This window comes from Miniphocaeibacter sp. (assembly GCF_049276255.1).
In the GTDB taxonomy this organism is placed as follows: Bacteria; Bacillota; Clostridia; order Tissierellales; family Peptoniphilaceae; genus Miniphocaeibacter.
This window is the reverse complement of record NZ_JBASWB010000054.1, coordinates 74,643-88,882: the sequence shown is the minus strand read 5'-3', so window position 1 is coordinate 88,882 and position 14,240 is coordinate 74,643. Positions and strand designations below refer to the sequence as shown.

At 29.0% G+C, this 14,240-nt stretch carries 14 protein-coding genes; 11 read left to right on the top strand and 3 right to left on the bottom strand.

What is annotated here, in order from left to right:
• Position 1: 1 nt before the first annotated feature.
• The 5 genes from WAO56_RS06275 (at position 2) to murJ (ending at position 5,597) form a co-directional block, all read left to right on the top strand.
• On the top strand, positions 2 to 2,293 hold the full coding sequence (locus WAO56_RS06275; protein WP_422143297.1) for a xanthine dehydrogenase family protein molybdopterin-binding subunit: 2,292 nt from the start codon (positions 2 to 4) through the stop codon (positions 2,291 to 2,293).
• 109 nt (positions 2,294 to 2,402) lie between these two features.
• Positions 2,403 to 2,879: a methylated-DNA--[protein]-cysteine S-methyltransferase gene (locus WAO56_RS06270; RefSeq protein ID WP_422143298.1), complete on the top strand. Its 477-nt coding sequence runs from the start codon at positions 2,403 to 2,405 to the stop codon at positions 2,877 to 2,879.
• The gene (locus WAO56_RS06265) at positions 2,857 to 3,228 is read left to right on the top strand and encodes an ACT domain-containing protein (protein WP_422143299.1); all 372 of its coding nucleotides are present in this window, start codon (positions 2,857 to 2,859) and stop codon (positions 3,226 to 3,228) included. The genes WAO56_RS06270 and WAO56_RS06265 overlap by 23 nt, the downstream gene beginning before the upstream one ends.
• A gap of 4 nt (positions 3,229 to 3,232) precedes the next feature.
• Positions 3,233 to 4,042: a metallophosphoesterase gene (locus WAO56_RS06260; protein WP_422143300.1), complete on the top strand. Its 810-nt coding sequence runs from the start codon at positions 3,233 to 3,235 to the stop codon at positions 4,040 to 4,042.
• Positions 4,043 to 4,070: 28 nt separating this feature from the next.
• A complete protein-coding gene (murJ, locus tag WAO56_RS06255) occupies positions 4,071 to 5,597 on the top strand; it encodes a murein biosynthesis integral membrane protein MurJ (protein WP_422143301.1) in 1,527 nt (508 codons plus the stop codon).
• Positions 5,598 to 5,716: 119 nt separating this feature from the next.
• Here murJ and WAO56_RS06250 read toward each other — a convergent pair whose 3' ends face one another.
• Positions 5,717 to 5,887, bottom strand: a complete 171-nt coding sequence (locus tag WAO56_RS06250; RefSeq protein ID WP_422143302.1) for a hypothetical protein — start codon at positions 5,885 to 5,887, stop codon at positions 5,717 to 5,719.
• Between the two features lie 120 nt (positions 5,888 to 6,007).
• Between WAO56_RS06250 and WAO56_RS06245 the strand changes: the two genes are divergently transcribed.
• The 3 genes from WAO56_RS06245 to WAO56_RS06235 all read left to right on the top strand — a co-directional run bounded on the left by WAO56_RS06245 (position 6,008) and on the right by WAO56_RS06235 (position 9,203).
• Positions 6,008 to 6,706 carry an ABC transporter ATP-binding protein gene (locus tag WAO56_RS06245; protein ID WP_422143303.1) on the top strand — a complete coding sequence of 233 codons (699 nt, stop codon included), beginning with the start codon at positions 6,008 to 6,010 and terminating at the stop codon, positions 6,704 to 6,706.
• Positions 6,699 to 8,285, top strand: coding sequence for a putative ABC exporter domain-containing protein (locus WAO56_RS06240; protein WP_422143304.1), 1,587 nt, complete (start codon positions 6,699 to 6,701; stop codon positions 8,283 to 8,285). Before WAO56_RS06245 ends, WAO56_RS06240 begins: the two co-directional genes overlap by 8 nt.
• Positions 8,286 to 8,609: 324 nt before the next feature.
• Positions 8,610 to 9,203 carry a hypothetical protein gene (locus WAO56_RS06235; protein WP_422143305.1) on the top strand — a complete coding sequence of 198 codons (594 nt, stop codon included), beginning with the start codon at positions 8,610 to 8,612 and terminating at the stop codon, positions 9,201 to 9,203.
• Positions 9,204 to 9,294: 91 nt separating this feature from the next.
• Here WAO56_RS06235 and WAO56_RS06230 read toward each other — a convergent pair whose 3' ends face one another.
• Positions 9,295 to 9,870, bottom strand: a complete 576-nt coding sequence (locus WAO56_RS06230) for a manganese efflux pump MntP family protein (RefSeq protein ID WP_422143306.1) — start codon at positions 9,868 to 9,870, stop codon at positions 9,295 to 9,297.
• A gap of 281 nt (positions 9,871 to 10,151) precedes the next feature.
• Here WAO56_RS06230 and WAO56_RS06225 point away from each other — a divergent pair, with 281 nt between their 5' ends.
• From WAO56_RS06225 to WAO56_RS06215, 3 genes are all read left to right on the top strand, one after another.
• Complete coding sequence (locus tag WAO56_RS06225; RefSeq protein WP_422143307.1) at positions 10,152 to 11,882, top strand: cell wall-binding repeat-containing protein; 1,731 nt, start codon at positions 10,152 to 10,154, stop codon at positions 11,880 to 11,882.
• 78 nt (positions 11,883 to 11,960) lie between these two features.
• Complete coding sequence (locus WAO56_RS06220; protein WP_422143308.1) at positions 11,961 to 12,533, top strand: hypothetical protein; 573 nt, start codon at positions 11,961 to 11,963, stop codon at positions 12,531 to 12,533.
• A 99-nt stretch (positions 12,534 to 12,632) separates the two neighbouring features.
• Positions 12,633 to 13,475 carry a patatin-like phospholipase family protein gene (locus WAO56_RS06215; protein ID WP_422143309.1) on the top strand — a complete coding sequence of 281 codons (843 nt, stop codon included), beginning with the start codon at positions 12,633 to 12,635 and terminating at the stop codon, positions 13,473 to 13,475.
• 129 nt (positions 13,476 to 13,604) lie between these two features.
• On the opposite strand, the gene WAO56_RS06210 is transcribed toward WAO56_RS06215, so the two are convergent.
• Positions 13,605 to 14,114: a GNAT family N-acetyltransferase gene (locus tag WAO56_RS06210; RefSeq protein ID WP_422143310.1), complete on the bottom strand. Its 510-nt coding sequence runs from the start codon at positions 14,112 to 14,114 to the stop codon at positions 13,605 to 13,607.
• Positions 14,115 to 14,240: the final 126 nt, after the last annotated feature.

Sequence of the window (14,240 nt, the reverse complement as noted above, 5' to 3'; positions counted from 1 at the left end):
TATGGGAAACATAGGAAAAAAGATAAAAAAAATAGATAGTGAAGCTATAACTTTAGGTAAACCTATATATACAGAAGACTTAGCTATTAAAAATACCTTATGTGTAAAACTTTTAAGAAGTCCTTATGCTAATGCAATAATAAAGAGTATAGATAAATCCAGAGCTGAAAGAACTGTTGGCGTTGAAGGGGTTTTTACCTATGAAGATGTTCCTAAAAACAGATTTTGTATGGCTGGACAAACCTATCCGGAATTATCGCCATATGATAGGTTATTATTGGATAAACATGTTAGATATGTTGGAGACCCTGTAGCTATTGTTGTTGCTGCAGATGAAAAAATCTGTAACAGGGCCTTAAACTTAATTAAAGTAAAGTATGAGGTTTTAGAACCTTTATTGGATTTTGAAAAAGCAGAAGAAAGTCATATAAAAGTACATTCAGAAGAAGATGGAACTTTTTTTAAAGGTTCTAAGGATTTTGTAAAATACGATCTTTCAAAAAACATAGTTGGAGAAATAAATAAGGTATTTGGAGAAGATCCTGAAAAAACTTACGAAAAGTCTCCAGTAAAAATAGAAGAAGAATATACAATGCAGGAACAAGCCCATAGTATGATGGAAACCTATAGGTCCTATTCGTATTATGACCATTTAATGCGACTTACTGTTATAACATCTACTCAAGTTCCCTTTCATATAAAAAGACAGTTATCAGTGGCCTTGGGAATTCCTTCATCGAAAATTAGAATAATAAAACCTAGAATTGGTGGAGGCTTTGGTGGTAAACAAACATCTGTAACGGAAATATACGCAGCTTTTGCAACGATGAAAACCGGTAAGCCCTGTATGATTAAACTTTCAAGAAAAGAAAATTATACAGCTTCAAATACAAGACATAAAATGAGAGTTAAGGTAAAAATTGGGGCAGAAGAAGACGGTACTATAAATGTAATTGATTTAGACGCCTTGTCAGATCAGGGAGCTTATGGCGAACACGCCTTTACTACTTTAGGCCTTGTTGGTGACAAATCCCTACCTTTATATAATAAGTTAAAATCTGCAAGATTTCATGGGAAAGTAGTTTATACTAATAAGGTTCCTGCTGGAGCTTTTAGAGGTTATGGAGCGACACAAGGTTGTTTTGCTGTTGAATCGGCAGTAAATGAATTAGCTAAAAAAATCAATATGGACCCAACGAAATTAAGACTTAAGAATATTACAAAGGAAGGGGAAACAACTCTTGCCTATAATCAAAATATTTTAAGTTCCAAGCTGGAACAATGTATTTTAAAAGGTAAAGAATTAATAGATTGGGAAGAAAAATATCCATTTAAGGTTTTATCAAATGGTAATATTCGCTCTGTAGGAATGGCTATTACAATGCAAGGGTCGGGAATTGCCAATATTGATACTTCAACAGTAAATATAAAGTTAAATGAAGAGGGAGACTTTTCACTTTTAATTAGTGCAACAGATAACGGTGCCGGAGCAGATACTGTTTTAAGTCAAATGGCAGCGGAAATTTTAAAATGCAAGATAGATGATATTATTACAATTGCCGCCGATACGGACATTACTCCCTATGACCCTGGCTCCTATGCGTCAAGTGGTGTATATGTAACAGGAGGAGCAGTAGTTAGGGCTGCTAATAAATTAAAGAGAAATATTTTAAAAGAGGCCTCAGAAAAAACAGGCATTTATTTTGGAGATATGGACCTTATTAATGGAATGATTATGACTAATACAGGAAAAGAAGTTATGTCATTAAAGGATTTGGCAGAGGAATTAAGCTCCGGTGCTGAGGGAAAAACCATAATGGGTTCAGGTTCCTTTGGTTCAGACACATCTCCACCACCATATGTAGCAGGATTTGCAGAGTTAGAAACAGATATTCTAACTGGTCAGGTAAAAGTAGTAAATTATGTTGCAGTAGTAGATTGTGGTACGGTTATTAATGAAAACTTAGCAAGGGTTCAAGTTGAAGGTGGAGTTGTACAGGGAATAGGTTTAGCCTTATATGAAGATGTTGTTTATTCAAAAGAAGGAAGACTTTTAACTGATGAATTCTTACAATATAAAATTCCAACAAGAAAAGATATAGGTGAATTAACAATAGATTTTCAAGAAAGTTATGAGCCAACAGGACCATTCGGTGCTAAATCCATTGGGGAAGTAGTAATAAATACACCAGCTCCTGCAATAAATGGGGCTTTATTAAATGGCATTGGAAGCCAATTTAGTAAATTACCAATTAAAGGAGAACATGTACTAAAGAAAATAATAGGATATTAATATTAGGCAGTCATATATATGGCTGCTTTTTTGGTATAATAAGTAAATAGTATTAAATTTCTTGTAAAATAATAGGTATTATATATAAGAACCTAAAAAGGAAAATAAAATGAAAAAATATTATAAATATAGTACAGATTTATGTGATTTATATATAGCAGAGGAAAATTCCCATATAACAAATATTAGTTTTTCGAAAAATTTTGAAGGGGAGCTTCTAGAAACAAAACTTATAAAAGAAGCCTTTAAACAAATAGAAGAATATTTACAAGGAAAAAGAAAGGAATTTAATCTACCTTTAGAAACAAAGGGGACAGATTTTCAAAATAGGGTTTGGAATTCTTTAAAGAAAATTCCCTATGGTAAAACTTTCTCCTATAAAGATATAGCTGTAGATATAGGCAATGAAAAAGCTTCCAGAGCAGTTGGAAATGCAAATAATAAAAATCCTATAGTAATAGTTATTCCATGTCATAGGGTAATTGGAAAAAATGGTAAACTTGTAGGATATGGTGGAGGAATTTCCATAAAGAAAAAATTATTGGAATTAGAGGAAAAGCATAGTGAAAATAAAGGTACTAAATAGAGATTTTGCTGTTTGCAAGGTAGAAGATTATAAATACGTAGACTTAAATGACGATTTTATTTTTATTGGAAAGACCAATGAAGAGAAATCCTTAGTTTGTGAAGAAAAAAATCTTCCATTAAATGCTAGGGAAATTGAAAGAGGTTGGAAGTCTATGGTAATAGAAGGGGTTTTGGATTTTTCACTAGTTGGAATAATAGCTAAAATTTCACAGATATTAACTAACATCAAGGTTTCTATATTTGTTATTTCCACCTTTAATACAGATTATATTTTAATAAAAAAAGAAGAGCTTAAAAGAGCTATAGAGGAATTAGAAAGAAATGGCTATGAAATTGCAGAGGAATAAAAAAATGTTAATAAAGTATTTTTTATTATTTCTTGTACTTGTTTTTATAATTTTTACTATATATGAAAATTTTAGCCTTGGAATAACAGAAATTACTTATGAAAATAGTAAAATTCCAAAGAGTTTTAATAATTATAGAATTTTACAAATATCCGATTATCATAATAAAAAATTTCTCCAAGAAGATTATTTCTTAAATAAGGTTAAAGCCACAAAGCCAGATATTATTTTTATTACTGGCGATATTATTAATAGTAGAAACCCTAAATATGAAATAGTGGAAAAAACCTTAGAGGAAATAATAAAAATAGCACCTGTTTATTATGTTACAGGAAATCATGAGTCAAGATTAGAAGAATTTCCACAATTTATAGAAAAAATGAAAGATATTGGAGTAGAAGTTCTTGAGGATTCTTCCTTAGAAGTGGAAAAGGAAAATTCTAAAATAAATATTATAGGACTTAATGACCCACAATATTATGGGAAAAAGCATTTGTTTAGCAAATTAAAGGACCTAATAAAGGAAGATGAATTTAATATTTTATTATCCCATAGACCTGAGTATTTTAAAGAATATGTAAAAACCGGTGTAGATTTAGTCTTTTCCGGTCATGCCCATGGTGGTCAAATAAAAATTCCCTTTATTGGAGCAATACTAGCACCAAATCAAGGGATTTTGCCAGCTTATGTAGAAGGTTTACATAAGAAAGATAATACAAGTTTAATAATTAGTAGGGGAATAGGCAGTAGTTTAATACCAATACGAGTATTTAACCAAGGGGAATTAGTCCTTGTAGAAGTAAAGAGCAGGTAAATTACACTGGAATAAATTGGAGTAGAAGATGAAAGCAACAGCATTTATATTAATGATTATTACAATAGTTTCAAAAATTTTAGGATTTTTTAAAGGTATACTCCTTGCTTATTTTTTTGGAACAGGAAAGGTAGCAGATGCCTTTAATTTTTCATTACAAATACCAACAATTATATTTGCATTTATAGCATCGGGGATATCAACGGGCTTTATTCCAATTTATAAAAAATTGGAAAAGGAAGAAGGCTCTTTAATAGCAAATAGATTTACTAGTAATTTAGGAAATATTAGTATTGTACTAGGTATAATATTCTTGGTTTTTTCTGAAATATTTGCAGGTGCCGTAACCAAAATATATAAATTTACTCCTGCAACCTATAATTTAGCAGTAAATTTTTTAAGAATTACCTTAATAAGTATTGTTGCAACATCGTTATCTACTGTATATAGAGGATATTTAAATGCAAAAGGGGAATTTATAGTTCCCGCCTTACAAGTATTTATTTTAAATATTTTTATTATAATAGCAATAATACTTGGTGCAAAAATTAATATTTATCTACTTCCTATAGGACTTTGTATTGGTACTATTGTGCAGTACATCCCTTATATTCCGGCTGTAAAAAGGACAGACTTTAAGTGGACAGCAAAAATTGACTTAAAGGATGAAAATATAAGAAGGATGATTTACCTAGCCCTACCGGTAATATTTGGAGTATCTATTAATAGTATTGGAAACTTAATAGACCAAGGCCTAGCTACTTACTATTTATCAGATGGTGGGTTGTCTATTATGTACTATGGTTCACAGTTAAGTGAATTGGTAAATGCAGTAGTAATAGGGGCAGTGTCAACTGTAGCCTATACTACCTTAAGTGAAAATGCTGCAGAAGGTAAAATAAGTAAATTTAAAAACAGTATACTATCATCTTTAAATTCAATGAATATTTTAATATATCCAGCTATAGTAGGTTTAATTATATATGCTGCACCTATTGTAAATGTAGTTTTTAATAGAGGGGAGTGGAAACCAGAGGCTACTCCACTAACTATTTTAACCTTACAATTCTATTCCCTAGGATTAATTGGAATAGCTTTTATGAATATATTCTCCAAGGCTTTTTTCTCCTTAAGAGATACAAGAACGCCAACTATAAACTCCCTATTGACCTTAATCATAGACTTGGTTTTAAGTGTTATGGCAGCTAATATTATTGGCCTACCGGGACTTGCCTTGGGAACATCCCTAGGTTCTATAATTGGAGCTGGAATGTTAATAATTAGGCTTAGGAAAAAAATTGGGAAATTTAATGGAACTAAAGAATTTATTATAGAAAATCTAAAAATGATAGTAGCAAGTTTAATAATGGGAGCTATTTCCTACTATATATATAACTTATTAGTAGGTAGAATAGCATCAATACTTAGTTTAATAATTGCCATTGTTGTGGCAGTAGTAGTTTATTTTCTTTTAATCTATATATTTAAAGTAGAAGAACTGGAAAATATACTAGGAGGATTTAAAAATAAAATAAATAATATTTTGAAGAAATAAGATTAAAAGACGTGGAAGAGCCACGTCTTTTTAAATTTCTACAATGCCTGTTGCTATAAAAATAGTAAATAAAATAGAGCATATAGCTAAAATTAAAGTCCATATGGACAAAAAGAAAGCTAGAAAGGAATAACTTTTCTTATCCTATATTTTATCGGAATATATTTTTTATTTGAAGTTAAATCATCAGCTAAGGGTTTTACAAAAAGATATTTCTTAAAATTATATAGGATAAAAGTTAAAAATATAATAGAAAGTATAGGTAAAATAGTTAATAAAATCATCTTCATACAAGCTCCTCTAAAGAATTATATTACTAAAAGCATTACTTTAGTCATTAAGTGTGAAAAAGCATTGAAATCATAGATGATATAGTGTACTATTAAATAGATACAAAAGGGAGGTATAATATGTTAGATGTTATTGGACTTAGTAAAAAATATAATAAGACATTAGCAGTAGATAATGTTAGTTTCGATATACAAAGTGGTACAGTTGGAGTATTAATTGGACCAAATGGCTCAGGTAAATCTACAATAATAAAGTCTATAGCCGGACTTTTAAGATACACTGGAGAAATAAAAATAAACAACTTAGAAAATAAAGACATAGAGGCAAAAAAGGTATTTGGTTATATTCCTGAAATACCGGCAATGTTTCCTCTGTTAACAGTAAGAGAGCATATAGTATATATTTTAAAGGCCTATGGTTTAGAAATAGATAATGAAAAAATTGATTACCTCTTAAAAAGATTTGACCTAACAGACAAACAGGACAAATTAGGAGATGAACTTTCAAAAGGTATGATGCAAAAAGTTAGTATATGTTGTGCCCTAGCAGTTGAGCCGGAGGTTATTATGTTAGATGAACCAATGGTTGGTTTAGACCCTAAGGCAATTAAAGAGTTAAAAATCATAATAAAAGAATTAAAGGAAAAAAATTGTACTATTTTAATAAGTACCCATATGCTTGAAATGGTTGAGGATATTTGGGATATGATGATACTTATGAAAGAGGGAAGAAAGGTTGGACAATATTATAAAAATCAAATGGGAGACAAGGACCTGGAGGAATTATTCTTTGAACTAACAGGAGAAGAAGATGAATAGGGGATTTTTATATTATTATAAGAGAACTTTTATTAACAGATTAAAGAATTTTAAAAGAAAACCTTTAAAGAGCATAGGAATGATTTTCCTTGTACTGTATTTTATTATGCTACCATTCTTTTTCAAAGGAGCAATTGAAACCTTTAGTTTAAACAATGCTAAAGGCTATATTGCAATTTATACAGTAGTAGCAATATTTTTAGGGATGCCCTCAACCTTATCTTATTTAAAGAGAAAGGGCCTTATATTTAAAGAGGCAGATATTAACTTTATTTTTTCAGGTCCAACTTCACCAAAATCCATAATAGTTTATGGAATGGCAAAAAACTTATTGGTATATGTTGTTGAATATATTATATATTTTATTGCAGCAGTATTTATTTTTAACATTCCGCTTTTAAAAGCTCTAATAATTGCAATAACAGGATTGGTTTTTTCAAATCTTATACAAATATCCTTAGCAGTTATAATGTATGGAAATGAAAGTTTAACAAACAAGGGAAAGAATATTATAAAGTATCTTGTATTTGGAATACTTTTGGTTATTATGACCTTACTAGCCTATAAATTATTACAAGAGGGTTTAAGTGTAAAAAATGTTATGAATTTCCTAACAGGAGATCTTATATTAATAATTCCTATATTCGGTTGGGAAATAGGATTTCTAAAACTTGTTTTAATAGGACCTAGTACCTTTAATATTATAGCCAGTGTTTTATACTTTACTTCAGCCCTAGTACTATTTATTATAGCTAAGAAAATGAAATCCACCGGACAATTTTATGAAGATGCCATGTCCTTTGCAGAAGAATATGAAAAAGCAATAGAGAAAAGTAAAGATGGCGGTATTCACATAGTAGGGGGGAAAACAAAGGCTAGAAAGATAGATTTTTCTACTAAGGGAAAATTGTCAAAGGCAATTTTTTACAAACAAGTAGATGAATTTAAAAAAATCTCCCTATTAAGCAGGTATGGAAAAGCTATAATATTTTTAGCCATAAGTGTAATTTTTGGAATAATATTTAAAATGGAAGATGCGGAAATCGATGTAAAAACTATGGCAATTGTCATTTATGGAGCATCGGCATATATGGCAATATTTTTTAGCAAGATGAATTCTTGGAGAAAAGAATTTGATAATTACTATATATATTTAATTCCGGACACTAGAAGAAATAAGGTGTTTTACGCCACACTACTACAAAATATAAAGAATTTAATACAGGGACTAGCCCTAGTATTACCAATTAATATAATATTTGGATTACCCTTATACCTTATTCCCTTAAATGCAATACTGTATTTTATGGTTCATGCCACAATACTATATGTAGACTTAATATTACGAGAAGTGCTTGGTGGAAAAATCGGTAAGACAATTACAGAATTTATAATGCTAGGGGTAGACATGCTGGTTCTGGTACTGGGAGGTTTCCTTTTAGGTCTTTTCATTAGTATTACTGAAAATATTTTTGTAGTATATTTAGTAGTATTAGCATTTTTATTTATTATGTCCTTTATAGGCTTAAGCTTAAGCTCAAAACTATATGGAAATATGGAATTTGTAAATGAGGAATAGTCTATGGCTCTGCCATAGGCTTTTTTTATTGTATTTTTTGGAAGTCTATAGGAGAGAAGCAAATTATTTATAATATTCATAATTAGGATTAGTCAAAAATTTGTTTTTGTATATATAGGTTAACAATTTGGAACAGCTTAATATTAGTTTGGAAAGAAACTTAGATTATTACAATATTAGTTTAAAATAATATTATAGGTAAAAATAGGAATCCTATAACAAGATTTGTTAGGATATTGTAAGGTTAAATTAACTAATTTGTAAATTATTGGACAATATTATTTATTATAATATATTTATAAGATAAAATAAGGGGGAAAGAAAATGAAAAAGAAATTTGCCTTGTTAACTTTTTTAGTTTTTATTACAATGGTATTTTTCGGTTGTAGTAATAATAGTAATAAAGAGACAGAAAATAATTCCGATATTAGTAACGAAGAAAAAATTAAGCAATTGGAAAGTTTAAATAAAGACTATGAAGAAAATTTTAAAAGCCTTGAAAAGTTTATTGAAAAAACCTTAAGCTATTTAACAGAGGAAGAAATTAAAGAGCTAGCTAAGAATGAAGTTAAGTATAATATACTTATTGATGATAAGGAAATTAAAGATAATTTTATTATAGTAGGTAAAAAAGATTTTAAGCTTGTATTTAATGAAAAGATATTAGGCGGAGCTATTATAAATACAAAAATTAATAATTTAGGTCTACTTGAAGGTAATAGATATGAAGAACATATGAAAATAGTTGGTACAGATAAATATGAAACCAATTATGGTTCAGGAACTATTGTTAATGCTGTAGAATATGATTTTAAAGATATTGCATCGGATACGGAATTTCACTTGGAATTAAGTAAGGAATTACAAGAAAGACTTGGACTTGAAAATAATATTATTAGGGTTAGTGTAAAATATTAAAAGTAGCTATTTTATTTAAGTAGCTACTTTTAATATATTTATTAATTTTTAAAATAATATTTTTTACCTATAAGGCAATTAAAGATTTCTGTTAGGCAATAAACACTGTATGGTCAAGGAGAATTTTAACTCCTATTAAAATAAGGATTATTCCACCGGCCATTTCAGCATATTTTTGAAATATAGAGCCAAACTTAAAACCTATAATAACAGCCAGAAAAGAAAATAGAAATGTTGTTATGCCAATGGTAATAGTTGGTATAAAAATAGCTATTCCGGCAAAGGCTAGGGATATTCCAACAGCTAAAGCATCTATACTTGTAGCTATGGAAAGCATAAGCATTTCCCTTAAATCTATTTTTACATCATGTTTTTGACAACCACAATTTTCTTCTGTTTGAAAGGATTCATATAGCATTTTACCACCAAGTATTGCCAGTAAAATAAATGCAACCCAATGATCTATACTTTCTAGAATATGGCTAAATTGACTTGCTAAAGCCCATCCTAGAAATGTCATAATTGCCTGAAAACCACCGAAAAATAAAGCGATTATTAAGGCAAATTTAGTTGAAAATTTTTTTAAACTTAAACCCTTGCAGACGCCTACAGCAAATGCATCTGCAGATACTCCTACTCCTAATAAAAGTATGGCACCAAAACTCATAATATCTCTCCTTATAATATAAAAAGAATAGTGTGTTGATATTATCACGAAGAACAGTCATAGTCAATATTTATATTTAATATTAACAATAATCTTTGTTTATAAATTATTATTAATAGGCTATAATTAAGAAGTTGTAATAAGCCTAACTATTAGTTTTGCTTAAGCTAAGAAAAATTTAAAAATTTTTAAATTAAATTCAAAGTAAATAAGGAAATATATGACTAGTAGGCGTTGAAATTTAATGAAAGATTTAAATGTTGGGAGGTATATGAAAAAATATGAAAAAAATTTTAATTATCTTGGTATTAATAACCACTTTGGTAATTAAAGTACCTGGCTCTTTTGCCAGTGAAGAATTTACTGAAATTACAAGGATTAGTGGTAGTAATAGATATTTAACATCTGTAGAATTTTCTAAAAATAATTTTTCTAGTTCAGAATTTGCTGTTATTACAAGTGGCCAGGATTTTCCAGATGCTATTTCAAGTGGAGCATTGGCACAAATACTAAAGGCACCAATCCTACTAGTAGAAAGTAATAGTATGGCTAATGAAGTAAGAAATGAAATAGAAAGATTAGGAGTCAGTAAGCTATATGTAGTTGGTGGAGAAAGTAAAGTTAGAGAGAATTTAATTAAAACTTTAAATATTGACTATGAAAGACTAGCTGGAAAAGACCGTTATGAAACAAGTGAGAAAGTTTTAGAGAAATTTGAAGAAATAAATGGACTAGTTGAGGAAAATATAATAGTGGCAGGAGGAAATGATTATCCAGATGCCCTATCTGCTAGTTATTTAGCTAAGGAGTTAAATAAACCAATACTTTTAATAAATGGTGAAAGCAAGTATTTAGACAGGGCTAATTATGCTGTTGGCTCTTTAAAATCTTTAAATTTAAAGGAATTTAAAGGGGAGTTAATTTACGGTTCTGACAGATATGATACTTCTCTAGCTGTTATAAAATACTTAGGAAAAGAAAATAGTGAAATAGTAGTTAGTAGTGGAATAGATTATGCAGATGCTTTAGTAGCTTCTTCTCTAGGCAAACCAATATTATTATCAGGATATAAGGGATTTTCTCGAGCAATAATAAAATATATAGGAGAATTATCTCCTGCGAATGTAGTATTTACAGGTGGAGAAAAGTTATTACCTAAATACCTAGAAGATCAAATTATTGGTAGCATAGATTATAATTTTGAAAATGCAACTTTACCAGAGCCAATGGAATCAAATACAAGTGGTAAGGTTATGATATTTACCTATCATGATGTAGGGGAAGAAGAACATAGGTATCAAAGAACTCCAGAAGGTTTAAAATATGATATTTTAAATTTATATAAAAAGGGTTATTTACCTGTTTCATTAAAGGATTATATGAATGGTGAAATAAATATACCTAGTGGATATACTCCCTATGTTATGACCTTTGATGATGGAAATAGAAATAAATTCAATATATTGGAAAATGGTGAAATTGATCCTGATTCATCCTATGCAATTTTAAAAGAATTAGATAGAAAATTAGAATATTATAATCCTTATGCTACATTTTTCATTAGTGGGAAAATACCTTTTGAGCAAAAGGAATATATAGAATATAAGTTTAAGCTAATGATAGAAAGTGGAATGGATATAGGAAACCATACAATAAACCATATAGATTTAAAGGAAAATCCAACTAAAATAGAGGAAGAAATAGCAACTCAAAAGGCTAATCTAGAAAAATACCTTCCAAATGGTTATGAAGTAAACACATTAGCAATACCTTTTAGCAGTGTCTTTAATGGTAGCGGATATAATAGATTAATTAGTGGAATATTTAATGGAGTTAAATACAATAATATTGCAATAGGTATTGGAGGCTGGGCTCCAGATGATTATCCGAATAAGTCAAACTATAATTTAGTTTCAAGAATTCCAGGTACTAGAATAGATGTTGATGGTTATGGAATGTATGATTTTATAGATTATTTTGATAAAAACCCTAGTGAAAGGTATGTGAAATAAAGTTACAATTTTTCTAAGAATAGTATTTTAAAGCCTATATTATATATTGTATAGTATAATATAGGTGAGGTGAAAAGATTGAAAAAGAATAAGAAAATTAAAATATTAATAGTTGTAACAATTTTAGCCATGACCTTAGTAGCTTGTAAAGGTAAAGGAACTACAGAAATAAAAGCAACAGTTGAAAAGGAAGTAGAAACAGAAGCTGTTGAAACTAAACCCTTAGAAATTAATCCTACAGAAACTAATGTAAATTCAACAGTAAAAATGACCAATGATGATATTGATGATTTACTAGATTTATTAGAGGACACTGGTGATGTAGACGATGATAAAGTAAACGATGAATTAGAACTAGTTGATTTAGCAGAAGATTGGATTTCAGAACTAGCAGAAATGAATATTAATATAGATGAAATAAAACAATATACAAAAGATTGGTTAACAAGGGAAGAAGAAAAGGAAGTACTTAGATTTAAAGAAGTATTTCCAAAATTAAATGATTACGCTTTAGGATTAATCAATGGGGATGCTGCTATTTTAGAATTATATAGCAGAACAGATGATGATGGCGATGAAAAATTAGATGATGAAATAGTAACACAAGAGCAGTGGACAGAAGTATATAATGGAATAATGTCACTTATTTAGTAGAGAAAAGCATTTGATTTAATCAAATGCTTTTTAATTTATAGTTTTTTATTATATAATATAATACATAAAAAAATTTATTAATATGGAGAAGATATTATGATAGGAATAATTGATGTTGGTGGAGGAATGAAGGCTATTTACAGTGCCGGGGTCTTAGATTATTGCCTAGATAAAAAAATATATTTTGATTATGCTTTAGGAGTATCAGCTGGAAGTGGTAATTTAACAACCTATACAGCAAGACAAAGAGGTAGAAATTATACATTTTACATTGATTATGTTTTTAGAAAAGAATATATGAGTATTAGAAATTTCATAAAAAAAGGAGAGTATTGCGATTTAGATTATCCCTATTCCGTTTTATCCAATGAAGATGGTGAAAATCCTTTAGATTATGACACTTTTATAAAATCTAAAACAAATTTAAATGTAGTTGCTACAGATGCAGAAACAGGAAAAGCAGTGTATTTTAATAAAAAGGAAATGAAAAGAAATGATTATTGGCTCTGTAAAGCCTCTAGTACAATTCCAATAGTAAGTAAGCCCTTTGTAAGGGATGGGAAAAGATATTATGATGGTGGTATAGCCGACCCTATTCCAATAAAAAAGGCCTTAGAAGATGGATGTGAAAAAATTATAATAGTATTATCGAGACCAAAAAACTTTAAAAAGTCACTAAGAAAATCCGATAAAATGTCGAAAATAATATTAAAGAAATATCCTGAAACAGTAGAGGCAATTTATAATAGGGCCAATAAATATAATAGGGTTTTAAATAAGGTATTGACCGATGAAAAATTAAGAAATAAGGTTTTAATTCTTGCACCAACAGATAATTTTGGTGTAGATACCTTATCTAAGAAGAAAGATGAATTAAATAGACTTTATTATATGGGTTATGATGCTGGAGAGGAAATAGAGGAATTTCTAAGTATTTAAAGTTAAGGCAGTTATATTTAAATAGATTTTTCAATAAATTCTAGACATATAGGCATCTTAAAATCACCTTGAAGAATTAGTAGAAAACCAATTTTTCAAGGTAATTTTTTTATAAAATTTTTGAATTTTCTATTCGAAAAATTCATTGGCAAATTCAATATTACCTCTTAATACAGCCATGCTGTTATTTAAATCTATAGCCATAAAAATATCGTCAGGTATATGGAAAGGTGGGTTTGCTCCAAAATAAGAAGCTGGCAGGTAGCCGAATTTTGGAAAATAACTTTCATATCCTACTACAACTATGAAGTTATAGCCTAACTTTTTTGCTATTTCATGGCCTTTTTCAATTAAAGCTTTTCCGATTCCCTGTTTTTGAAAATCAGGATGGACAGCCATAGGTGCTAAATTTAGAATTTCTTCATCACCGATTTTTGCTTTAGTAAAAAGTATATAACCAACAATTTTATTATTAACTTCTGCTACTAAGGATAACTCAGGTATAAAAGATTTACCCTGTCTTAGGGAATCTACTAGAGTATGTTCATTACCCTGGCTATAAGAAGCGTTTTTAAATGTAAATTTTATTAAATTATGAATATTTTTATAATCATTAGTGTTTTCTTGTCGAATAATCAATTCTATTACCCCTTTTAAAATATTTAGAATTGCAGGAATTATAACCATTATAACATTAAAACAGAAAAAATTTTATATTAATAATAAGGGTATAATAGTATAAGAGATAAAAGAAGAGAGAGGATA